At 63.5% G+C, this 22,503-nt stretch carries 22 protein-coding genes and 1 pseudogene; 13 read left to right on the top strand and 10 right to left on the bottom strand.

Annotated features, from left to right (window positions below; genetic code table 11):
- Window positions 1-39: 39 nt before the first annotated feature.
- Window positions 40-843: a hypothetical protein gene (locus B0G75_RS05355; protein WP_106301416.1), complete on the bottom strand. Its 804-nt coding sequence runs from the start codon at window positions 841-843 to the stop codon at window positions 40-42.
- Window positions 844-988: 145 nt separating this feature from the next.
- Between B0G75_RS05355 and B0G75_RS05350 the strand changes: the two genes are divergently transcribed.
- Together B0G75_RS05350 and B0G75_RS05345 are read left to right on the top strand one after the other, a co-directional pair.
- The gene (locus B0G75_RS05350; RefSeq protein WP_106301413.1) at window positions 989-1,531 is read left to right on the top strand and encodes a DUF488 family protein; all 543 of its coding nucleotides are present in this window, start codon (window positions 989-991) and stop codon (window positions 1,529-1,531) included.
- A gap of 45 nt (window positions 1,532-1,576) precedes the next feature.
- Complete coding sequence (locus B0G75_RS05345; protein ID WP_106301410.1) at window positions 1,577-2,188, top strand: uracil-DNA glycosylase family protein; 612 nt, start codon at window positions 1,577-1,579, stop codon at window positions 2,186-2,188.
- Window positions 2,189-2,227: 39 nt separating this feature from the next.
- On the opposite strand, the gene B0G75_RS05340 is transcribed toward B0G75_RS05345, so the two are convergent.
- The gene (locus B0G75_RS05340) at window positions 2,228-2,416 is read right to left on the bottom strand and encodes a hypothetical protein (protein ID WP_106301407.1); all 189 of its coding nucleotides are present in this window, start codon (window positions 2,414-2,416) and stop codon (window positions 2,228-2,230) included.
- 262 nt (window positions 2,417-2,678) lie between these two features.
- On the opposite strand from B0G75_RS05340, the gene B0G75_RS05335 reads away from it, so the two are divergent.
- Entirely contained in the window at window positions 2,679-2,957 is a 279-nt protein-coding gene (locus B0G75_RS05335) for a DUF1488 family protein (RefSeq protein WP_012426572.1), read from the top strand.
- A 25-nt stretch (window positions 2,958-2,982) separates the two neighbouring features.
- Window positions 2,983-3,774 (top strand): phosphate/phosphite/phosphonate ABC transporter substrate-binding protein, encoded by a 792-nt coding sequence (locus B0G75_RS05330; protein ID WP_106301404.1) that lies wholly within the window; start codon window positions 2,983-2,985, stop codon window positions 3,772-3,774.
- 23 nt (window positions 3,775-3,797) lie between these two features.
- On the opposite strand, the gene B0G75_RS05325 is transcribed toward B0G75_RS05330, so the two are convergent.
- The 4 genes from B0G75_RS05325 to B0G75_RS05310 all read right to left on the bottom strand — a co-directional run bounded on the left by B0G75_RS05325 (window position 3,798) and on the right by B0G75_RS05310 (window position 9,613).
- Window positions 3,798-5,867 carry an acetyl/propionyl/methylcrotonyl-CoA carboxylase subunit alpha gene (locus B0G75_RS05325; protein WP_106301401.1) on the bottom strand — a complete coding sequence of 690 codons (2,070 nt, stop codon included), beginning with the start codon at window positions 5,865-5,867 and terminating at the stop codon, window positions 3,798-3,800.
- Between the two features lie 80 nt (window positions 5,868-5,947).
- Window positions 5,948-6,733 carry an enoyl-CoA hydratase/isomerase family protein gene (locus tag B0G75_RS05320; protein WP_106301398.1) on the bottom strand — a complete coding sequence of 262 codons (786 nt, stop codon included), beginning with the start codon at window positions 6,731-6,733 and terminating at the stop codon, window positions 5,948-5,950.
- A gap of 41 nt (window positions 6,734-6,774) precedes the next feature.
- A complete protein-coding gene (locus B0G75_RS05315) occupies window positions 6,775-8,382 on the bottom strand; it encodes a carboxyl transferase domain-containing protein (protein ID WP_106301395.1) in 1,608 nt (535 codons plus the stop codon).
- Between the two features lie 49 nt (window positions 8,383-8,431).
- Window positions 8,432-9,613, bottom strand: a complete 1,182-nt coding sequence (locus tag B0G75_RS05310; RefSeq protein WP_012426567.1) for an isovaleryl-CoA dehydrogenase — start codon at window positions 9,611-9,613, stop codon at window positions 8,432-8,434.
- 298 nt (window positions 9,614-9,911) lie between these two features.
- Here B0G75_RS05310 and B0G75_RS05305 point away from each other — a divergent pair, with 298 nt between their 5' ends.
- The 3 genes from B0G75_RS05305 to B0G75_RS05295 all read left to right on the top strand — a co-directional run bounded on the left by B0G75_RS05305 (window position 9,912) and on the right by B0G75_RS05295 (window position 12,839).
- Window positions 9,912-10,661, top strand: a complete 750-nt coding sequence (locus B0G75_RS05305) for a TetR/AcrR family transcriptional regulator (protein ID WP_106301393.1) — start codon at window positions 9,912-9,914, stop codon at window positions 10,659-10,661.
- 92 nt (window positions 10,662-10,753) lie between these two features.
- Window positions 10,754-11,593, top strand: a complete 840-nt coding sequence (locus B0G75_RS05300; RefSeq protein ID WP_106301390.1) for a DUF72 domain-containing protein — start codon at window positions 10,754-10,756, stop codon at window positions 11,591-11,593.
- A 127-nt stretch (window positions 11,594-11,720) separates the two neighbouring features.
- Window positions 11,721-12,839: a 3-deoxy-7-phosphoheptulonate synthase gene (locus tag B0G75_RS05295; protein ID WP_106301387.1), complete on the top strand. Its 1,119-nt coding sequence runs from the start codon at window positions 11,721-11,723 to the stop codon at window positions 12,837-12,839.
- Between the two features lie 202 nt (window positions 12,840-13,041).
- Here B0G75_RS05295 and B0G75_RS05290 read toward each other — a convergent pair whose 3' ends face one another.
- Window positions 13,042-13,320 carry an HU family DNA-binding protein gene (locus B0G75_RS05290; protein WP_006049832.1) on the bottom strand — a complete coding sequence of 93 codons (279 nt, stop codon included), beginning with the start codon at window positions 13,318-13,320 and terminating at the stop codon, window positions 13,042-13,044.
- A gap of 350 nt (window positions 13,321-13,670) precedes the next feature.
- Between B0G75_RS05290 and B0G75_RS05285 the strand changes: the two genes are divergently transcribed.
- Together B0G75_RS05285 and B0G75_RS05280 are read left to right on the top strand one after the other, a co-directional pair.
- Window positions 13,671-14,054: a hypothetical protein gene (locus tag B0G75_RS05285; protein ID WP_106301384.1), complete on the top strand. Its 384-nt coding sequence runs from the start codon at window positions 13,671-13,673 to the stop codon at window positions 14,052-14,054.
- A 184-nt stretch (window positions 14,055-14,238) separates the two neighbouring features.
- Window positions 14,239-16,212, top strand: coding sequence for a bifunctional diguanylate cyclase/phosphodiesterase (locus tag B0G75_RS05280; protein WP_106301381.1), 1,974 nt, complete (start codon window positions 14,239-14,241; stop codon window positions 16,210-16,212).
- A 29-nt stretch (window positions 16,213-16,241) separates the two neighbouring features.
- Here the strand turns inward: B0G75_RS05280 and B0G75_RS41175 are convergent.
- Window positions 16,242-16,526 (bottom strand): annotated as a pseudogene (locus tag B0G75_RS41175) (cytosine permease); the annotation flags it as partial.
- Between the two features lie 49 nt (window positions 16,527-16,575).
- Complete coding sequence (locus tag B0G75_RS05270; protein WP_106301379.1) at window positions 16,576-17,307, bottom strand: DUF899 family protein; 732 nt, start codon at window positions 17,305-17,307, stop codon at window positions 16,576-16,578.
- A gap of 236 nt (window positions 17,308-17,543) precedes the next feature.
- On the opposite strand from B0G75_RS05270, the gene B0G75_RS05265 reads away from it, so the two are divergent.
- On the top strand, window positions 17,544-18,482 hold the full coding sequence (locus B0G75_RS05265; RefSeq protein WP_106301376.1) for a LysR substrate-binding domain-containing protein: 939 nt from the start codon (window positions 17,544-17,546) through the stop codon (window positions 18,480-18,482).
- A 107-nt stretch (window positions 18,483-18,589) separates the two neighbouring features.
- Window positions 18,590-19,840, top strand: coding sequence for an MFS transporter (locus tag B0G75_RS05260; protein WP_106301374.1), 1,251 nt, complete (start codon window positions 18,590-18,592; stop codon window positions 19,838-19,840).
- Window positions 19,841-19,916: 76 nt separating this feature from the next.
- Here B0G75_RS05260 and B0G75_RS05255 read toward each other — a convergent pair whose 3' ends face one another.
- A complete protein-coding gene (locus B0G75_RS05255; protein ID WP_106301371.1) occupies window positions 19,917-20,522 on the bottom strand; it encodes a peroxidase-related enzyme in 606 nt (201 codons plus the stop codon).
- A gap of 180 nt (window positions 20,523-20,702) precedes the next feature.
- Here B0G75_RS05255 and B0G75_RS05250 point away from each other — a divergent pair, with 180 nt between their 5' ends.
- Both B0G75_RS05250 and B0G75_RS05245 read left to right on the top strand, forming a co-directional pair.
- Window positions 20,703-21,119 (top strand): cupin domain-containing protein, encoded by a 417-nt coding sequence (locus B0G75_RS05250; RefSeq protein WP_106301368.1) that lies wholly within the window; start codon window positions 20,703-20,705, stop codon window positions 21,117-21,119.
- 335 nt (window positions 21,120-21,454) lie between these two features.
- Entirely contained in the window at window positions 21,455-22,474 is a 1,020-nt protein-coding gene (locus B0G75_RS05245) for a VTT domain-containing protein (protein WP_106301365.1), read from the top strand.
- Window positions 22,475-22,503 lie beyond the last annotated feature (29 nt).

Genomic DNA, 22,503 nt, shown 5'->3' with positions numbered 1-22,503 from the left:
GTTTGGTAAGTTGGCGCGGAAGCGGCCATTCGAACGATATCAGCCCTTCCCATCCTCCTCTCTCGCCCCAATCGCCGCGACAATCCGGCTCTGTGCGGCAACGAGCTGGTCATCCGTAGTCGCCACCAGCCACAGACGTGCGCGCTCCGCGAGCCGGCGATTGTGGTCCTTCAACGGGCCCATCGCGGCAGCAGCCTTCCAGACCACCGGGCCGACCCGGCTTTGTCTGCCCGACGGCGCGCCGACAAGCAGGCAGTAAGGTCCCAGCGGAAGCGACACGAACGGAAGTGCCGGACTCGCGCTCACGCGCCAGTCGATAAAAGGCGTCTCGCTGATAAGCAGCGGTGCGGGCAAGCCGTAAAGCACGCTGTAGTCGTACAGCGCCAGCTGTTCCGGCATGCGGGCGTACCTGCGCCGGACGTCGTCGACAACCGCCGCGCGGATCTCGTCGTCGAACATGGGTTCCTGCGCATAGCGGGCAAATGCCTCTCGCGCCTCCCATTGATAGGCGCTGAACACGCCGAGTTCAACGCAATCCTGCACTGCGCGTTGAACCTCCGCGACAGAACCGGCTTCCTCCGGCTTGCCTAACTGCGCAGCCCGCAAAAACCGGGCAAGTCCCGCGTCCTGGATCGCGGGACCCTCCTCGGACACATCGTCTTGAGCGTCCTTGCCGAGGGGCACGTAGGTATATTTTTCGGCGGCGAAATGCGACTTCTTGCCTTCATCGAATTTGATCACGCCATCGACGCAATCCAGATAGCGAGTACCGACTCGACCATGCTCCCAAATCCAATTTTTCAGGAGTGGACGCAGTGGATGCGGTCTGTCTTGTTCGGCCATTGAAACCTCCAGGTGCCCCAGTATAGTTCCAAGTTGCGGATTGCTCCGTGGAGAACATGGCGATCGTTAGCGCCGGCACGTTGACCTTTCGCAACCCACGTTGTACACAACGTGGAATGGACGCAAGCGCTTCAGGAAGGCACCGATGAGCCGCCCCTTTTTCACGATTGGTCATTCCAACCGGCCGTTGCCCGAATTCGTGAGTCTGTTGAAGGAGGCGGAGATCGCGACGCTGATCGATGTGCGCAGTATTCCTCGCTCACGAACCAATCCGCAGTTCAATCAGGACACGCTGCCGGATGCGCTCGCGCCGGAACATATCGACTACGTGCATCTTGCAGAACTGGGTGGGCGCCGCAGCAGGTGCAAAGACGATGCAGCGTCGCCCAATGTGTACTGGACTCATCCGGCGTTCCGCAATTACGCGGACTATGCGCTGCGCGACGCTTTCCGCGATGGTCTCGCGCAGCTTCTCGCGCTCGGCCGCCGGCGCCGCTGCGCGATCATGTGCGCGGAGGCGGTCTGGTGGCGCTGTCACAGGCGTATCATCACGGATTACCTGCTGCTGCACGGCGAAACCGTACTGCACATCATGGACGCGCGTCACACAACCGTTGCAACGATGACACCGGGCGCGCAACCTCAACCCGACGGCACGCTAATCTATCCGGCTCCAACCACGGCCTGAGCCGGCACGCGAAGCGACTGCCCGTCCGCTGTATTGCACGATTGCATGACTGTCACCACACAAGCCACGTCGCTCGATATCCTTCTTCGCGAGATTCGCGCCTGCACACTCTGCTCGCCGGTGCTGCCGCACGCCCCGCGGCCGGTGCTGGCGGCATCCGCGCAGGCGCGCATTCTGATCATCGGCCAGGCGCCGGGGGCGCGCGTCCATGCGTCCGGCGTTCCGTGGAGCGACGCGAGCGGTGCGCGGCTGCGCGCATGGCTCGACGTCGACGACTCCACCTTCTATGACACGTCGAAATTCGCCGTCGTGCCGATCGGCTTCTGTTTTCCAGGCCGCGGCGCGAGCGGAGATTTGCCGCCGCGGCCCGAGTGCGCCGCCCGCTGGCACGAGGAGTTGCTCGCGCACATGTCGTCGGTCCGGCTCACGCTGCTGGTCGGACAATACGCGCAGCGATTCGGACTGGGCAACGCATTCGGGCCGACCTTGACGGACACGCTCGTGCGGTGGCGCGAATTCGGCCCACAAGTTGTGCCGCTGCCGCATCCGTCGCCGCGCAACATTGCCTGGTTCAAACGCAATCCGTGGTTCGATGCGAGCGTTTTGCCGACATTGCGCGAGCGAGTCGCGGCGGCATTGGCGACGCCCGACGCGTGAAAGTCTGGGCTGATCGACAGGCCAAGTCTGGTTTATCCGTCAGCGGCAACCGATCGCGCAGCCGAGCAGACTGAACGCGCCGACAATCCCGACGCCCGCGCCAAGCCCGAACGTTTCGAGCGACGTGGCGCAACCTTGCAGACCGCAGGCGCCCGCCAGCGCGGCCACCATGAGAAGTTGCCGGATGCGGCTGCGCGCAAGCCCGCTATAGCGAGTGCTGTGGATCATCGTTCCCCTCCCGTGTTGATTGGCCTGTGCCAACGCGAAACGCCGCAGCGAGTGTAGCCAGCCGGCTTCATCGCGAAACGGTCGAATACCGGGGACAAAGAGGGAGCCGATTACAAAAGCTTCCGCGGACGTATTCGGTTTCTGCTCCGCACAGCCCGTAAAGTCGCGGCCATTTCACACCGAATGCCGGTTTTCCCACATACCGACAGCTTACGGCTTGTCATCCTGATGGCTCAGGCGTGTGTTTTGGCGGGAGATGGCTATGTCGGTCTATGTCGATGAAGGGTTCAGGCCCTGTGTGACGGAATGCGCGACGGTCGCGTTCCGGGTGTGCTGTGACGATCGCGCGCAGATTTTCGAGGTCAGCGCCGACGCACTCGTAACCTTTTGCGGCGCGGCGAGCAAGCGCAAGGAGGATCTGCTTGTCGCATTCGAGGATGCGCAGTTCGAGATCCTCTCGGTCGCGGCGCAGAAATGGGCATTCAGACCGACGGAGCCGGTGCGTCTCGGCCTCGACGAATTCCGTATGGTCAGACATTAAACAGCAGATATGCCAGAATCGCATCATGACCTGGATCGCCGCCTTGCCAATGTATAACGTCACGGCCTCGCTCGACCTCGAGTGGCGCGAGTGGCTCGCCGACGTGCTGCGCATGGTGAAGCCCGCGTGCCGCATCGTCGAACCGGACGAGGAATTGCACGGCTTCTGGCGGCGTCCCAATCTGCTGATCTCGCAGACCTGCGGTTATCCGTTCATGCATGGTCTGCAGGAACAGGTTCAACTGGTCGCGACGCCGCGCTTCGACGCACCCGGCTGCGAAGGCGCGCATTACTCGAGCGTGCTGGTCACGCGTGCCGACGCGCGGTTCGATACGCTCGCGGCCTGCCACGGCGCGCGCGCCGCCTACAACCAGGACGATTCGAATAGCGGCATGAACGTGTTTCGCCACGCGGTGGCGCCGTTCTCGCGCGCCGGCATGTTCTTCAGCTCGGTGTTGCGAACCGGCTCGCATCTCGGCTCGTTGCGCGCGGTGGCGGAAAATCGCGCGGACGTCGCCGCGATCGATTGCGTGACCTTCGCTTTCGTGTGCGACGAAATGCCGGAACTGGCCCGCCAGGTTCGCCGGATCGGCATGACAGCACCCTCGCCGGGCCTGCCTTTGATCGCCTCGGACACGGTGCCCTCGGCGACGATCGAGGCACTGCGCGAAGCGCTGAACGAGGCGCTCGCGATCCAGCCCGAACGCGCAAAACGCCTGCGTTTGCAGGGCTTTTCCGTGTTGCCGCCCTCGGACTACGAGCGCATCGAGCAACTCGAAAACGAGGCGCGCGCCGTTGGCTATACGCGCCTCGCCTGAGGCCTGAAGCCTGAGCCGCGGAATTACTGCTGCTGCACGTCCAGCACCAGAAGCTGCGCGCCATCGGCAACCTGATCACCGACCGCATACAGCACCTCCGACACCGTACCGGCCGCCGGCGCACCGATGGTGTGCTCCATCTTCATCGCTTCCATCACGATCAGCGGCGTGCCCTTCTCCACCACGGCGCCAGGCTCGACCAGCACCGCGATCACCTTGCCCGGCATCGGCGCGGTCAGGCGGCCTTCGCCGCCTTCGGCATCCGCGGCGTGCGCAAGCAGGTTCTGCCATTCGAACGACAGCGCTTCGCCGAGGCAGAACACATGGAACGTATCGCCATCGACGAACACGCGGCCCGTTGCGCGCGCATCGCCGATCGTCGCGCGGTATTCATGCAGGCCGCTGCCGTCGGACCAGCTGAAGTCCTCGCGCACGCCGTCGTGTTCGAGCGTTTGCGTGCCGCCGTCGCGCGCGAACGTGACGGTGAAGGTGCTTTCGTTGTCGTTACCCGCGCTGCCACTGTCAATATCTCGCCAGCCGAGCGTCTGCGTGTAGCCGCCATTCAGGCGCCAATGCGACAGCGCATCCCACGGCGACGCGCCATGCGCCGTGCCGCCTTCGCGCTTGAGCAAGGCCGCGCAAGCCAGCGCGAGCGCTTCCTTGAACGGTTTCTTGCGCGGCGCGAACAGGGCGTCGTGATGACGTTCGATCAAACCGGTGTCGAGATCGCCCGTTGCAAACGGCTCGCTCGCCACGATGCTTTGCAGGAACTCGACGTTGGTATGCGGGCCGACCACCTCGCAGGCATGCAACGCGCGGCTCATACGCGCAAGCGCCTCTTCACGCGTCGCGCCGTGCACGATCAGCTTGGCGATCATCGGATCGTAGAACGGTGTGATGGTGTCGCCTTCACGCACGCCGCTGTCGATACGTACCGGCGCCTTGCGTCCAGATTCGCCGAGGCCCGCCGCGCCCGAGCCGGCCGCGTCGAGGGTGAACTCCACGCCTTCCGGCATGCGCAGATGCTTGAGCGTGCCGGTCGACGGCAGGAAGCCGCGCGCCGGATGTTCGGCATAGATACGCGCCTCGATCGCGTGGCCGTCGATCTTCAACTGTTCCTGCGTGAGCGGCAGCGGTTCGCCGGCGGCCACGCGCAGTTGCCATTCCACCAGATCCTGGCCGGTCACCATCTCCGTGACCGGGTGTTCGACCTGCAGGCGCGTGTTCATTTCCATGAAGTAGAAGTCGCCCGTGCCGGTCATGATGAACTCGACCGTGCCCGCGCCGACGTAATTCACCGCGCGCGCCGCCGCTACCGCCGCCTCGCCCATTTCGCGCTTGATTTCAGCGGCCAATCCGGGTGCCGGCGCTTCTTCCAGCACCTTCTGGTGACGCCGCTGCACGGAGCAATCGCGATCGAACAGATAGACTGCGCCGCCGTGACGATCCGCGAACACCTGCACTTCCACGTGACGCGGACGCGTCAGATACTTTTCGATCAGCACGCGATCATTGCCGAAGCTGCTTGCCGCTTCTCGCTTGCACGACGCCAGCGCCGCGTCGAAATCCTCGCTGCGTTCCACCACGCGCATGCCCTTGCCGCCGCCGCCCGCGCTCGCCTTCAGGAGCACCGGATAACCGATCGCGTCCGCCTCGCGGTGCAATAGTTGCGCGTCCTGATCGTCGCCGTGGTAGCCCGGCACGAGCGGCACGGCGGCTGCATGCATCAGCGCCTTCGCGGCAGCCTTCGAACCCATCGCCGCGATGGCTTCGACCGGCGGTCCGATGAAGACGATGCCGGCCGCCTCGCACGCATGCGCGAAGTCCTCGTTCTCCGACAGAAAGCCGTAGCCCGGATGCACCGCCTGCGCGCCGGTGGCGCGCGCGGCTTCGATAATCCGTTCGACGCGCAGATAGCTTTCCGCCGCCGTCGAGCCGCCGATGTGCACCGCCTCATCGCACGCGGCCACGTGTTTCGCGTTGGCGTCCGCATCGGAATAGACGGCCACGCTCGCGATGCCGAGCCGCTTGCAGGTCGCGGCGACGCGGCACGCAATCTCGCCCCGGTTGGCAATCAGGATCTTGTTGAACATGAAGTGTCTCGATGAAGTGAGCCGTTTTTTTCGGGGCTGTTGTTCTGATCAAGGCGCGGCGGCGCCCTGGAATAGGTGCTTCAGTTGCGCCAGGCCGGCGTGCGTTTTTCGAGGAACGACGCGACGCCTTCGCGGCCTTCCGCGCCGGCACGCGTACGTGCGATACGCGCCGCCGTGTCCTCGATCATCGCGTCGTTCAACTCGCGGCCCGCGATGTCCTGCACGAGTTGCTTGCACGCGCGCACTGCTTGCGGACCGTTGGCGCAAAGCGTATCGGCAATCTGCCGCACGGTGGCGTCGAGTTGTTCCGTGCTCACCGCTTCGCTGACGAGCCCGAGACGCAACGCCGTCGCGCAATCGAACTGCTCGGCGGTCGTGAAATAGCGGCGCGATGCCTGCTCGCCCAACGCGCGAATCACGTACGGCGCGATGGTGGCCGGTATCAGACCGAGCCGAGCTTCCGAGAGGCAGAAGCGCGCGCTTTCGACCGCCACCACGATGTCGCATGCCGAGATCAAGCCCATGCCGCCTGCGTACGCGTCGCCGTTCACGCGCGCGATCACCGGTTTGTTGCAGCGATAGATAGACGACAGCATGTTCGCCAGCAGCATGGCGTCGGCGCGGTTCTCGTCGTCCGAGTAACCGGCCATCTTCTTCATCCAGTTCAGATCCGCGCCCGCGCAGAACGCCTTGCCGTTCGCGGCGAGCACCACCGCGCGCACGTCGTCGCGCTCGTCGAGCGCCGTGAAGGCCGAGGTCACTTCGGCGATCATCGTTTCGTTGAACGCGTTGCGCACGTCCGGACGATTCAGCGTGACCGTCGCGATCGCTCCGGCGAATTCGACATTCAGTGTTTCGTATTGCATCGTCGCTGCTCCTGCGCGTGGTTGCGTTGCCTGGCGCATCGTCACATTCTGAACACGCCGAACCGCGTGTCTTCGATCGGCGCATTCATCGTGGCCGACAAGCCGAGACCGAGCACGTCGCGCGTTTGCGCCGGGTCGATCACGCCGTCGTCCCACAGACGCGCGCTCGCGTAGTACGGGTGGCCCTGATGTTCGTATTGGTCGCGGATGGGCTGCTTGAACGCCTCTTCTTCTTCGGCGCTCCACGAACCGCCCTTGCCTTCGATGCCGTCGCGCTTGACCGTGGCCAGCACCGACGCCGCCTGTTCGCCGCCCATCACCGAGATGCGCGCGTTCGGCCACATCCACAGGAAGCGCGGCGAATACGCGCGGCCGCACATGCCGTAATTGCCCGCGCCGAACGAACCGCCGATGATCACCGTGAACTTCGGCACCTTGGCCGTGGCCACGGCTGTCACCATCTTCGCGCCGTTACGTGCGATGCCTTCGTTTTCGTATTTGCGGCCCACCATGAAACCGGTGATGTTCTGCAGGAACACGAGCGGAATCTTGCGCTGGCAGCACAGCTCGATGAAGTGCGCGCCCTTGAGCGCGGACTCCGAAAACAGAATGCCGTTGTTCGCGATGATGCCGACCGGGTGTCCCCAGATATGCGCGAAACCGGTGACGAGCGTGGTGCCGTAGCGCGCCTTGAATTCGTCGAAGGCGGAGTCGTCGACGATCCGCGCGATCACCTCGCGGATATCGAACGGCTTGCGGGTATCCACGGGAATCACGCCGTACATGCTCTTCACGTCGTAGCGCGGCGGCTTCGGCTCCTGCAACGCAACCGGCACCTGCTTGCTGCGATTCAGATTGCCGACGATGCTGCGCGCAATCCCCAGCGCATGCGCGTCGTTCTGCGCGAGATGATCGACCACGCCGGACAGACGCGTGTGCACGTCGCCGCCGCCGAGGTCTTCCGCGCTCACCACTTCACCGGTGGCGGCTTTCACCAAAGGCGGGCCGCCGAGAAAAATCGTCCCCTGATTCTTGACGATGATCGACTCGTCGCTCATTGCCGGCACATACGCGCCGCCCGCGGTGCACGAACCCATCACCACGGCGATTTGCGGAATGCCTGCCGCCGACAGATTCGCCTGGTTAAAGAAGATGCGGCCGAAGTGATCGCGGTCCGGAAACACGTCGTCCTGATTCGGCAGATTCGCGCCGCCCGAGTCGACCAGATACACGCACGGCAAGTGATTTTCCGCGGCGATTTCCTGCGCCCGCACGTGCTTTTTCACGGTGATGGGGTAGTAAGTGCCGCCCTTGACCGTTGCATCGTTACAGACGATCACGCACTCCTGCCCGGCGATCCGGCCGATACCCGTGATCACGCCCGCGCCCGGCGCATCGTTGTGATACATGCCGTAGGCCGCGAGTTGCGAGAACTCCAGAAACGGCGTGCCCGGATCGAGCAGCTTCTCGATCCGCTCGCGCGGCAGCAGTTTGCCGCGGCCCGTGTGTTTGTCGCGCGCGGCCTGACCGCCGCCCAGTGCGAGCTTCTCGACTTTCGCGCGAAGGTCGGCGACCAGCGCTTCGAGCGCCGCCGCGTTGGCGCGGAAGTCGTCCGAGCGCGGATTCAGCTTTGATTCGATGATCGGCATTACGTGGCTCTCCTGTTCACCGCTTCTTATTCGCTTCGGGCCATGGCGCTCATGCCGTTTCGGCGAACAACTCGCGGCCGATCAGCATGCGGCGGATTTCGCTCGTACCGGCGCCGATTTCATAGAGCTTCGCATCGCGCCACAAGCGGCCGACCGGATACTCGTTGATGTAGCCATTGCCGCCGAGAATCTGGATCGCCTCGCCCGCCATCCACGTGGCCTTTTCGGCCGTGTAGAGAATCACGCCCGCGCAGTCTTTACGGACCTGGCGCACGTGTTCCTTGCCGAGCGTGTCGAGTTGGCGGCCCACCGCGTAGAGATACGCGCGGCACGCCTGCAACGTGGTGTAGAGATCGGCCACCTTGCCCTGAATGAGCTGGAATTCGCCGATCGACTGGCCGAACTGCTTGCGGTCGTGGATATACGGCACGACCGCGTCCATGACGGCGACCATGATGCCGGTCGGGCCGCCCGCGAGCACGGCGCGTTCGTAGTCGAGACCGCTCATCAGCACCTTCGCGCCGCCGTTCAACTGGCCGAGAATGTTTTCTTCCGGCACTTCCACGTCCTGGAACACGAGTTCGCCGGTATGCGAGCCGCGCATGCCGAGCTTGTCGAGCTTCTGCGCAACGGAGAAACCCTTCATGCCCTTCTCGACGATAAACGCGGTAATGCCGCGCGAATTCGCTTCGGGATCGGTTTTTGCGTAGACCACCAGCGTGTCGCAATCCGGGCCGTTGGTGATCCACATCTTGGTGCCGTTGAGCACGTAGTGATCGCCCTTCTTCTCGGCGCGCAGCTTCATGCTGACCACGTCCGAGCCGGCGTTCGGCTCGCTCATGGCGAGCGCGCCGACGTGCTCGCCCGAAACGAGCTTGGGCAGATACTTCTGTTTTTGCGCTTCCGTGCCGTTGCGATGAATCTGGTTGACGCACAGATTCGAATGCGCGCCGTAAGAGAGACCGACCGAGGCCGACGCGCGCGAGATCTCCTCCATGGCGATCATGTGCGCCGTGTAGCCCATGTTCGCGCCGCCGTATTCTTCCGAGACCGTCATGCCGAGCACGCCCAGATCGCCGAACTTGCGCCACAGGTCCATGGGAAACTGATCCGTGCGATCGATTTCCGCGGCACGCGGGGCGATCTCTTTGGCAGCGAATCCCGCAATGCTGTCGCGCAGCATTTCGATTTCTTCGCCGAGCGGGAATTGCAAACCGGGCAGGTTGCTCATTGCTGTGTCTCCAGAGTTCGTTGGCGGCCGGCCTTGGGTGGGCGCCGGCCGGTCCGGTTGCGGCTCGGCGGACGGCGGCGGCCTTGTGGGCCGACGCTGTCGTCACGCGCGAGGCGCGAAACGTTCAAGGCGCATTTCACGCTAGATTTACGTAAGCGTCAATAGGTATTTTTGAGTGTTACTCAGAAACTGAAGCGACCGCCTACAACATCACTATGGCGTGATAGCATCGCACTCATCAGGCTCGATCCGCGCCTACGTGGACGCAATAAGCCTCACAAATCTGAACTGGACTCATATGACGGTTGCCACGAAGGCCGAGTTACCCGCGTCGCGCCGCCAGCCGGCCGGGCGCAAGTCGCAGCAACGCGTGAAGGAGATTCTTCAGGCGGGGCGCGACGTGTTCTCCGAAAAGGGCTACGAGCGCGCAACCACCGCCGAAATCGCGCAGCGCCTCGGCATTTCCGAGGCGACCGTGTTCAGCTATTTCCGCGGCAAGCGCGAGCTGTGCGCGCGGGTGATCGGCGACTGGTACGACGAGATCATCGAAGCGATCGAATCCGGCTTGCCGCGCGACGGCAATGTGCGCCAGCAGTTTGCATTCATCGTTCGCACGCACTTGCGGTTGATGCTGGTGAACGGCACGGATCTCTGCGCGCTGGTGTTGTCCGAAGGCAGGGCGCGGCACCATGAGCTGAGCGAGGCGCTCACCGAGTTGCAGCGCCGCTATACCGCGCCGTTGATGCGCGTGCTGGCGCAAGGCCAGGAGAGCGGGCAGATTCGTGCCGACATGCCGTTGCGCCTGTTGCGCTCGATGGTGTTCGGGCCGATGGAGCATGTGCTGTGGGATGCCACGCTCGCAAACCGGCACATCGATATCGATGCCACGGCGGATCAGTTGATCGACGTACTGTGGGCCGCGCTGACACCGCCGGATCTCGCGGTGAGCGCGTTGCAGCAGTTCAGGGTGGAGGTGGCGGAGGCAAACCGTCGGTTCGAGAAGGCTACACGCGAAGCAACGGATACACCTGTTGACGGCGGCGAATAGCGGCCGCAATTTCGTAGCTGTGCACTTCGGTTCTACGACGAAAAAACGGCTAATCTACTGCTTCCCCGCGCGAAGTCAGATGGAGAAGCCAAGTGCCGAAAGAACCAGCCGAAAAGACGACAAAGACCTCAAAGACCGCAAAAACCTCGAACATCCGCATCGGCATAGGCGGCTGGACCTACGCGCCCTGGCGCGGAACCTTCTACCCGTCCGACCTCACGCAAAGTCGCGAACTCGAATACGCGAGCAGGAACCTCACATCGATTGAAATCAACGGCACGTTTTACGGTTTGCAAAAACCGGCGAGCTATGAAAAGTGGTACCAGGAAACCCCGGACGATTTCGTCTTTTCGCTGAAGGCGCCGCGTTACGCGACCAATAGAAAAGTGCTCGCCGACGCGGGCGAAACGATTGAACGCTTCTTCGGCAGCGGAGTGCTGCTGCTCAAACAGAAGCTCGGTCCAGTCAACTGGCAATTCGCGCCCACCAAGAAATTCGACAAGGAAGACTTCGAAGCGTTTCTGAAGTTACTGCCGGCCAGTATCGAAGGCCAGAAGCTCAGGCATGCGATCGAAGTCCGCAACGACACCTTCAAGACGCCGGACTTCATCGCGCTGGCCCGCAAATACAAAGTTGCCATCGTCCTCGCCGGCGACAGTGAATACCCACAGATCGCCGACATCACTGCGCCCTTCGTGTACGCCCGCATCATGGGCACCACGGACAAACAGGCCAAAGGCTATTCGACCAAAGCGCTCGACGCGTGGGCCGAACGCGCGCGGCAACTGGCGGCAGGCATCACACCGGACGACCTGGAAACCTCCGCGGAGGCACCCGCGAAAGCCGCCGCGCGCGATGTCTATCTCTACGTGATCAGCGGCTTCAAGGAACGTAATCCGGCGGCCGCCATGGCGCTGATCAAACGGCTCTGACACGCGGCTCCCGGCCGCATGGCGCGAGTGTCATAATCCCGGCAGCGAAGACAAGCACAATCGACGCACCCACACACACGCAGTCAGGCCGCGAGGCCGCTTCATCACCAAGGTCCGGGAGAATATTTTGAGCGCCATCGACAATCCTTTGCACGATCAGGAAGTCGGCTCGGCCGACGCCACCCAGGACACCACGCGCATCGACGACGTTCGGATCGGCGCGGTCCGTCCACTGATTTCCCCTGCCCTGCTGCAGGACGAGTTGCCCGTACCGCCTTCGGTGCAGACGCTGGTCGAAAAGACCCGCGCGGAAATCGCCGACATTCTGCATGGCCGCGACGACCGGCTCGTGATGATCGTCGGACCGTGTTCGATTCACGACCACGACCAGGCAATCGAATACGCGCACAAACTGAAAGTCGCCGCCGACACCTACAAAGACGACTTGCTGATCGTCATGCGGGTCTACTTCGAGAAGCCGCGCACCACGGTCGGCTGGAAAGGCTATATCAACGATCCGCGTCTGGACGGCAGTTTCCGCATCAACGAAGGTCTGCGTCTTGCGCGGCAACTGCTGCTCGACATCAACGGTCTTGGCTTGTCCACGGCCACCGAGTTTCTCGATCTGCTGAGCCCGCAGTACATCGCCGATCTGATCGCGTGGGGCGCCATCGGCGCGCGCACGACGGAGAGCCAGAGCCATCGTCAGCTGGCTTCGGGACTGAGCTGCCCGATCGGTTTCAAGAACGGCACGGACGGCGGCGTGCAGATCGCCGCGGACGCGATCGTCGCCGCACGCGCGAGCCACGCGTTCATGGGCATGACGAAAATGGGCATGGCCGCGATCTTCGAAACGCGCGGCAATGACGACGCGCACGTGATCCTGCGCGGCGGCAAGAAAGGGCCGAACTACGACAGCGCGTCGGTGGAAGCCACCTGCGCGGCGCTCAAATCAGCGGGTTTGCGCGAGCAGGTCATGGTCGACTGTTCGCATGCGAACTCCGGCAAGTCGCATTTGCGTCAGCTGGAGGTGGTGCAGGATCTGGCGCAGCAACTGTCGCAGCGCGAGCGCCGCATTATCGGCGTCATGCTGGAAAGTCATCTGGAAGAAGGCCGTCAGGATCTGAAGCCAGGTGTGCCGTTGCGTCACGGCGTGTCGATCACGGATGCCTGCGTGAGTTGGGCGCAGACCGAGCCGGCGCTCGAAACACTCGCCGAGGCCACCCGCAAACGTCGCGCGGGCTGAGCGCGCGGCGGGCCGCAAACGCCGCGTCGAGCACGCCCCCGAGGAAGCCCCTTGGGGGAGAGTACAAAACACACGCGCCGCACCATCCGCCGATCGGTCCACCTTACCGGGGTTGGGCAGCGCGTGATTCCTCACGCCCGATACATCGCTCGCCGTGCGCCATGGCAGCGCGCGTGGATGCTCCGGCGCGAAGCGCGTTGCATTACGACGCGTTGACAGCTTCCTTGAACGCCTTGCCAGCGGTGAACTTCACCGTCTTGGCAGCCGCGATCTGGATCTCGGCACCCGTCGACGGATTGCGGCCCACGCGTGCTGCGCGCGCGCCAGTCGAGAAAGAACCGAAACCGACCAGTTGCACCGTATCGCCACCCACCACGGCTTTGGTCACCGCTTCGACGATCGCGTCGATGGTTTGGCCGGTGGCCGCTTTGCTTTCGCCCGTCGCTGCGGCGACTGCATCAATCAGTTCCTGTTTGTTCATAGCACTTCCCGTATGGTAATCATGGAACCGGCGCCACATCTGTTGCGCCGGGACCGACACACTAACGCATAGGCGCGGGTTCGCGCAAACCTTGGGTGTAAGCCTTGTATCACCCGCCCACAGGCAATTTGACGATTTTTTCCGGCAAAGTGCCATAAGAATCACGCCCTTGGCCGCTTCTTCGGCTAGATACGGGTTTTCGCGTTATCACAATCCGTTGCAATTTCAATGCTTTAGCGCGTCGCAAGCCACTACCGGCGGGCTTTTTTACTATGTTATGGTGGATCGGGAGGCTCGGTATTTGTCAGGCGGGGCGGCGCTAAATAAAGAATCCGGGAGGGAATAAAAAAATGAAATTTCGCCATATTGCAACATGTGCACTGCTCGCCGTGACGTCCTGCGCGGCCCTCGCAGCGGACGAGAAAAGCTGCGCCACGCTCGTCGGCACGGCAAATTCACCCGCACCGCAGAGCTTTCAGATACGTGACGGCGAGCCGGTCGACCTCGTCAGCGGCGCCGCAACGGTGCACGGCAAGCTGCTGGTTTTCGCCGACGGCGGCGTTTTCCGGGCCTATTGGCAGCCCGAGAACAGCGCGGAAAAATATGTGCTGGCGGATGCCGGTGCAAACAGCGTGCGGCTCGTCTCCACACCGCCGCAAGGCACGCCGGCGCAGAATGGCCAACCCGGCACGACGCTCGCGCCGCAACGCGTGCTCTCGTGCCCGGCCCTTTGACTCGGCGAACCTGTCACTTTAGTCGTCTGGACACGGCACAAATGACGTACGAAGCACTCCAGCCCGGTCGTCCTTACCGTTCATTCGCACAGCAATCGATTTCTATGTGACCCGCCCTCAAGGTCCCATCGGTCCTGCCGATATACAAAGCTGCGTGTGCTGCGCAAACGTTTAAGGGACGGGGATGATTCTGTTAGCTAAATTGAGGGAGGCGCTGTCGGTCGCGGATCGCGACCCCGAGCTCGTACGTTCGCAGCTCGAAGCATTCGGCCACCAGGTCCCGCTTCTCTATTTCATCCTGCTCGTCAATACGGCGGCCGTCGCCATCACGCACGTGAACTGCGCGCCGGCCTGGCTGTCGATCTACTTTCCCGGGGCGCTGTGCACCCTGTGCATCATCCGGTGCATACGCTGGTGGCGTCTTCGGCACCGCGTCCTGACTCTCGACAAAGCGGTGCCCGAACTGCGCAAACTGACCTGGCTTGCGGGCCTCTTCGCGGTCGCATTCAGCGCCTGGTCGTTGTTCCTTTTTCCCTACGGCACCGCGTATGAACAGACCCAGGTGGCGTTTTATATGGCGACCACGCTGGTCGGCTGCGTGTTCTGCCTGATGCACCTGCGCGCGGCGGCCATGCTGCTGCTGTCGATCGTCATCCTAAGCTTTTCGATGTTTCTGGTGTTCACAGGCTATCCGGTATTCATTGCGATGGCTGTCGACATGACCCTCGTCGGCGTTGCGCTCGCCTTCATCATTCAGCTGTATTGCCGGACCTTTGCCGATGTGGTGCATGCCCAGCGCGAATTGCAGGCGAGTCAGCAGAAGACGCAGCGCCTGAGCGACGACAACTTCCGGCTCGCAAGCATCGACAGTTTGACGGACCTGCCTAACCGGCGCAGTTTCTTCGCCTCGTTGCGCGCGTTGTCCGAACAGGCGATCGGCACAAGTAGCGGCTTCAATGTCGGACTGATCGATCTGGACGGTTTCAAACAGGTCAACGATATCTACGGCCACGCCAGCGGCGACCTCGTCCTCCAGGAAGTCGGCTCGCGGTTGCTGGCGCTTGCCGAGCCCGGCATTTTCTTCGCACGGCTCGGCGGCGACGAATTCGGCGTGCTGGCGCAGCACAAGCTGACGGACGAGACGCTCGTCGAGTTGGGCGAGCGCATCTGTGAGGCGCTCGGTCAGCCGTACCGGGTCGCCGGCAATGTCGCCGAGTTGTCGGGCACGATCGGCTGGGCCGCGTTTCCCGAGGCCGGCACGACGGTGGCGCAGGTGTTCGAACGCGCCGACGCGGCGCTGTACGTCGGCAAGGAAAGCCGGCGCGGCACGCCGGTCATCTTCTCGACTGAACATGAAACCCGCATCCGGCGTTCGAGTCTCGTGACCCAGGAACTCCGTCACGCGGACCTCGAGTCGGAACTGTTTCTGGAATTTCAGCCCATTTACGACGTGGTGACGCAACGCACCCTCGGCATGGAAGCGCTCGGCCGCTGGCATAACGCCAGGCTGGGCGCCGTGAGGCCGGAAGAATTCATTCGGATTGCCGAGCGCACCGAACTGATTCTGCGCATCACGGAGGTGCTGCTGCATAAAGCGCTCGACGAAGCCGCGCGCTGGCCGTGCGAGCTTTATCTCTCGTTCAATCTGTCGGCGATCGATATCTGCACTTCCGCGCGCGCCCGCCGGCTGATCGATATCGTGTTGGCTAGCGGTGTGCCGCCGCATCGCGTGTCGTTCGAAATTACCGAGACCGCCGTCACGCGCGATTTCGAACAGGCCCGCAGTTCGCTCACCATGATCAAGAAAGCCGGCTGCCGCGTATCGCTCGACGACTTCGGTACCGGTTATTCGAGCCTCAGCTACGTGCACCGCCTGCCCTTCGATACGATCAAGATCGACCGCAGCTTCATGACGGACGTGGATACCAACAGCGCGTCGAAGAAGATCGTCAAGTCGGTACTCGACCTGTGCCGCAACCTTGGACTCGAATGCGTGGTGGAAGGACTCGAGACGGCATCGCAGGTCGAGGTCGTCAAGGTGCTTGGCGCACGCGCGGTGCAGGGTTATCTGTTCAGCCGGCCGATGCGGGCGAGCGCAATTGCCGCGTATCTGCAAACGGCGCAGGGGCACGACTACGCTGTGCAAATGCTGCCGTAGTCGATCGCCCCGTCTTGTCCGCCTGCTCTCTATTGCCCCACGCTGTCCGCGCCGCCGAATTCACGCGGCAAGATCATCTGCTCGGGAATGTCAGTGCCTTTGACGCGCGCGGCGAAGTAGTACAGCAACGCGGGCGCGGCCAGCCCGACAATCCACGAAATATCGACGCCGCCCAACGATTCCACCAATGCGCCCGTTTAGAAGCTCGTCGCGATGAACGGCATCTGGATCAGCACGCCGAACGCATAGACCGCAATGACCGTCATATTCCAGCGGCCATAGCGGCCATCGGGATCGAATAACGCCGGCACTTCTTCCGCGATGTGCGGGCGGCGCGGCACCTCGCCGCCTCCACCACGGTGCTTAACGCGCCGCGTTCTCGTATTCGAGCTTCGGATACCAATCCGTGCCGCGCCCGCCCGGCGTCATATCGAGCACGGTCCAGATGGGCATCACGTCCGGCGCGCCGCGTGGATCCTGCCCGGGGTCCGCAGTCGACGGTCCCATCTCCTCTGCCCAGAAGTGCCGCACCGTGCCGCCCGAGCGCGTGAACACGTTGAACGCGGGGTTGTCGTCGCCGGCCGGATCTTCCGCCGCATAGTCGCGATTGAAGGTGTTGCCGCCCGACGAATACAGCCGCAGATGCCGCCAGCCGCGCTCCTGCTTGAACGCAACCAGCTTCTCGATCGGCGAGCGCGCGATGATGGCAAATGCCACGCGCTGCAGCATGTCGGGCATTTCGCCGTCGTATGCGCTCAGCAGCGAGGTGCACATCGGACACGGCCGGGCGCGCTGCGGGCCGAACATCCAGTTGTAGATGACGAGCGTGTCGTGTTCGCCGAACATGTCCGATAGCTTCACCGGGCCTGCTTCACTCATGAAAAGGTAATCTTCCGGCACGACGCCGCCGGGCGGCAGCGCGCGGCGCTGTTCGGCGACCCGTTCGATATGGCGGCGCAACTCGATTTCCTCGGCGAGCAATTCGTTGCGCGCGCGGCGATAGTCGGCGCTTTCACCGGGAAAGCGGCTCGGTGTGCCGGCCGCCAGTTGCCGGGCCGGCTTCAACGTTTGTGCGGATGCGGATACGTCAGTCATCAGCCATCTCCTGTTACGGAAAAAGGATAAAGGACGCAAGCAGCGCGCCGCGACCGCGAGCGCATTCTCGTCCTCCATGTAGTCACGACGAATCACACGGCGGCAAATCGACAGCATCGATCGAAACTTTTTGCTGCAACGCTCCCACCTGCCGCAACGGCAACCCAAAGCGCCCGGCAAGGTATCCTTTAGCGCAACAGTACGCGCTCCGGGCGCGCCGTCCATGGAGATGCAACATGCCGCTTCGTCTGCCACCGCTGCCGGCGCTTCGTTTCTTCGAAGCGGCCGGCAGGCATCAGAGTTTCAAACTCGCCGCCGCGGAACTGAATGTCACGCCGAGCGCGATCAGCCACGGCATTGTCGGCCTGGAACAGGCGCTCGGCGTTGAACTGTTCGTGCGCGAGCCGCGCGGCATCTCGCTCACGGCGAGCGGCGCGGATTATCTGTCGTACGTCTCCGAAGCATTTTCGCTGATCGCCATCGGCACGCAGCGTCTGCCGAATCACCGCGCGGATCGCCCGATCGCACTGAGTTGCGCGCCGACGTTCGCGTCGCGCTGGTTGCTGCCGCGCCTCGCCGGCTTCCGCGCGCGCTGGCCGAATGTGAACGTGAGCGTCGACACCTCACATCGGCAAGTCGGCTTTCCCGTCGACGGGTTCGATTTCGCGGTCCGCATGAGCCGGGCGCCGGTCGCGGGCACCGCGTGGACGCGGCTGTTCGGCGAGCGCTTCGTGCCTGTATGCAGCCCCGCGTATCTGGCGAATTTGCGCGACGAGCAGGGCAACGCGGACCTGCGTCGCGCGACGCTCATTCAGGTCAACGCCGCCAGCGAGGACTGGCAGGCATGGCTCGATGCGACCGGCACCGAAGGCATCGATACCACCGCGGGCCTGCGTGTCGACACGATCCAGCTTGCCTTCGAAGCCGCGGCAATGGGCCTCGGCGTCGCGCTCGGCAGACGGCCGCTGGTGGATCGCGACATCGACAACGGCACGCTGGTGCAAACTTGCGCGGCGACGATCGCGTCCACCACGGCCTACTGGTTGGTGAGCGCGGAAAACGCGGATCGCCGGCCGGAGCTTTTCGATTTCAAACGCTGGCTGGTGAGCGAGGCCGAGCACTTCGACACTCACACTAACGCTGCCGACCAACCACTGCAAAGCGCCGCCAACTAAACCGCATGTCCGTTCACACAGGTGAGTCACGCTCACCTGTCGTCGAAAACTTATCTTTTGCCGCTTCTGACGCTCGCTGCGACCATATGTCGAAGGAGATCAGAACCATGTCCACCGCCGACAGCAAACGCTTCGCCCCAGCCTTCAATCAGACGACGCTAGTGATCCTCGCCGGCGCGCTCATTCTGAGCGCCGCGATGGGCATCCGGCAGACCTTCGGCCTCTTCATCGGACCGTTCTCGTTCGACCGCGGCTTACCGGTCACGCTGATCGCGTTCGCGATCGCGCTGCACAATCTCGTGTGGGGTTTCGCGCAGCCGTTCGCCGGCGCCGCCGCGGATCGCTACGGCTCGGCGCCGGTGGTCGCATTCGGCGCGACCACGTTCGCGGCGGGGCTCGGCCTCGCGGCCGTGGCGCCCAGCGGCGCCATGCTGATCGTCGGCATGGGACTGCTGGTGGGCATCGGCGTGAGTTGCACGACCTTCGGCGTGGTGCTGCCGGCGGTCGGCCGCATCGCTTCGCCGGAAAAACGCAGCATGGCGATGGGGCTCGTGAGCGCCGGCGGCTCCGCGGGCCAGGTGCTGATGGTGCCGCTCGTACAAGGTATCCGGCTCAGTTCGGGCATCGCGACGTCGCTCTTCGTCCTGGCTTTCCTGATGCTGCTGATCGCCCCGCTCGGCATGGTGCTCGACCGGCGCGCACGGGTCGGCACGCCCGTTCAGGAAACGCCCGCCGCGCCGCTTCGCAAGGTGCTGGGTCAAGCGGCCGGGCATCGCGGGTACCGGCTGCTGTCGCTCGGTTTCTTCACTTGCGGGTTCCAGCTTGCCTTCATCGCCACGCATCTGCCCGAATATCTGTCGCTTTGCCATATGCCGGTCGGACTCGGCGCCACCGCGCTCGCGCTGATCGGCCTGTTCAACATGGCGGGCAGTTGGGCGTGCGGCTGGCTGGGCGGCCGCTTCCGGCAGCACTATGTGCTCGGCTGGCTTTACGTGATTCGCAGCGTGACGATCGGCGCGTTCTTTCTACTGCCGAAAAGCCCCGCGTCGGTAGTGGTCTTCGCGGCCGTGATGGGTCTGACCTGGCTCGGCACCGTGCCGCTCACGAGTGGACTGGTCGCGAAAGTGTTCGGCACGCGCCATCTCGGCAGCCTGTTTGGGGTTTGCTTTCTGAGCCATCAGATCGGCTCCTTTCTCGGCGCGTGGCTCGGCGGTCTGGTGTTCGATCTGACGGGCTCGTATTCGCTGCTGTGGGAAGCGACGGTCGTCGCGGGCCTCGTCGCCGCCATGCTGCACTTTCCGATCGACGACACTACCGTCAGCACGCCCGCGCTTCGAGCCGAACCGGCGGCGGCGTGAGCGTGTGTGCCGGCGGTGTTCGCAGACGCAGCCACCGGCATTAAGTCAAACAACAGCAGAAACGCCCTTTGCGTGGCTATTTTTTTTGCGCCTCCACCGCGGCTTTCGGCACACGTCCCATCAGATAGAACTCGTCGTTCGGACGCATGGAAATGACGTTGGCCATGCGGTTCGATAACCCGAAAAACGCGGTGATCGCCGCGATATCCCAGATGTCTTCGTCGGAAAAGCGATGGTCGCGCAGCGCTTGAAAGTCGGCGTCGCCGACCGTGCCGGACGCGCTGCAAACCTTGACCGCGAAGTCGAGCATCGCCTTCTGACGCGGCGTGATATCCGCCTTGCGATGATTGACGGCGACCTGATCGGCCACCAACGGCGCCTTTTCGTAGATGCGCAGAATGGCGCCGTGCGCGACCACGCAATACAGGCACTGGTTGATCGCGCTGGTCGCGACCACGATCATCTCGCGCTCGCCCTTGCTGAGGCCACCCTCTTTCAACATCAACGCGTCGTGATAGGCGAAGAACGCGCGGAACTCGTCCGGGCGGTGCGCCAGCGTCAAAAACACGTTCGGCACGAAGCCAGCTTTCTCCTGAACTTCGAGAATGCGCGCGCGAATGTCGTCCGGCCATGCATCCGGTTTGGGCACGGGGTAGCGGCTGATCGGCTGAGGCTTTGCCATGCTGTGTCTCCGTCGTATCTGTGTGGGTATGACGACGATTCTAGCAAGCCGCGCAGCCGCAGCATGCCCGCGCTCGACAAGGTCCGATATCGACGCCCATATCGTCTAGACTTTGCACTCAGGGGAGCATGAGCCGCGCCGCGACGACCGGCGCCGGCCGGATTTCAGCAGGAGCTGACCATGTCAGACGTTTTGCACGACGCGCGAGCGCCCGTCGTCAAGGTTCGACCCGAGCGGGAAATGGCGACGGCGCAGCGGCTGCCTTACTTTGTCGGCATATCCGCCGGCACCGCGGGCAGCACGAGTTTGTCGATGTATATGGTCGTGGTGCCGCCGGGCGGCCATGCCGAGCCGCATTTTCACGCCACCTACGAAACTGCGATCTACCAACTCGAAGGCAAGATCGAAACCCGCTACGGACCCGGCTTGCGGGAGTCCGTGATTACCGAACCGGGCGATTTCCTGTTCATTCCGCCGGGCGTGCCGCATCAGCCGTTCAATCTGGACGCGACCACCGCGGCGCGCGCGATCGTGGCGCGCAACCATGCGGACGAGCACGAACGGGTTGTGCCGTACGACCCGGCCTCCGACTCGTGATCCTGCGTCAGACGCAGGAGGCTTTAAATGAAGGCGGCGGGACCCGCAGCGGCTAACGGCCTGCTACATCGGTCTCGCCGCCGACTACGACCCCACGCATTCTCCTCCGCGCCATCCCGCCACAATCGCCCCGGCATGCCGCCTTCCCCGCAGCGCCGTTTTGCCACCTGTGCTTAAATCCGCTTTTCATATCTTTTTTGTACCATGGCGGCCGCCTGCCGACGCGGCGTGGCGCTCGCCGTCGTGCGGGAACGGAGCATCCGCGGCCTGTTTGCCATGCGCCGCCCGGGCGTGGACGTTTCAAATCCCTTCAGTGCATTCTCAGGAGCGCGGTTGTGTGGCATTTTCCGGTTGCTATTCCACCCTCGCTGGGCGTGTGGGCCGTGTTCGTGAGCGTGCTCATCACGCAACTCGGCGTGCCGATGCCGGCCGCGCCGATGCTGATTCTCGGTGGAACCATGGCCGCCATGGGGCAAACCTCGTATGCGAGCGTGGTGTGCGCCGCGGTCGCCGCCACGCTGATCGCCGACTCGCTATGGTTTTTCACCGGACGGGCCTACGGCCGCCGCATGCTGAACTACCTGGTGCGCTTCTCTCTCTCGCTCGACACTACGGTCCGGCTCGCGCGCAATGCCTATGAACGGTACGGCGCGCCGATCCTCACCGTTGCGAAGTTCCTGCCCGGCCTCGGCCTGGTCTCCGCGCCGCTGCTCGGCACGACGGCCATCAATGTCGGCGTGTTTTTGCTGTGGGATTTTGTCGGCGCGACGCTGTGGGCGAGTGTATGGGTGATCGGCGGCGCCGCGCTGCACGACGAGATTGTGCAACTGATGCTGCTCGTGCGCCACAACGGCGGCACGATTTTCGATGCGTTCGCGGCGATCTTCGTGGCCGTGCTGCTGTATCGCTGGGTGCGCCGCTGGCAATTTCGCCGCTGGCTCGCGCATACGCGCATTTCGCCCGACCAGCTCGACGAGATGATGAAGTCGAACGAGCCGCCGCTGATCTTCGACGCGCGGCCACGCAGCGTCCGCGCAAAAGAATCGCACCGGATCGCCGGCGCACGGCCGCTGGATCTCGATTCGCCCGAGCCGATCGACCCCGAGCTGCTGAAGCGGCCGATCGTCGTCTACTGCGTGTGTCCGAACGAAGCGACGGCTAAGCGGATCGTCGAGCAGTTGCATCGCAAGAATATCCATCATATCCGCGCGCTCAAGGGCGGCCTCGATGCGTGGCAGAAGCGCGGTTATCCGGTCGAACCGTTGCCGGCCGACTTCCACACCGCGAAGGCCCACATGATCGAGGACGAAGGCGGAGAAGGCGAATACACGGTTCGGGCGCGGCTGGCGAAGTAACGCTTTCGCGCGTGCCTTGCGAATAGCGC

Origin of the sequence: Paraburkholderia sp. BL18I3N2, from assembly GCF_003001875.1 — a bacterium.
Classification (GTDB): Bacteria; Pseudomonadota; Gammaproteobacteria; order Burkholderiales; family Burkholderiaceae; genus Paraburkholderia; species Paraburkholderia phytofirmans.
Note: the sequence above shows the minus strand (reverse complement) of the source record. Positions and strands in the feature narration are given on the sequence as shown.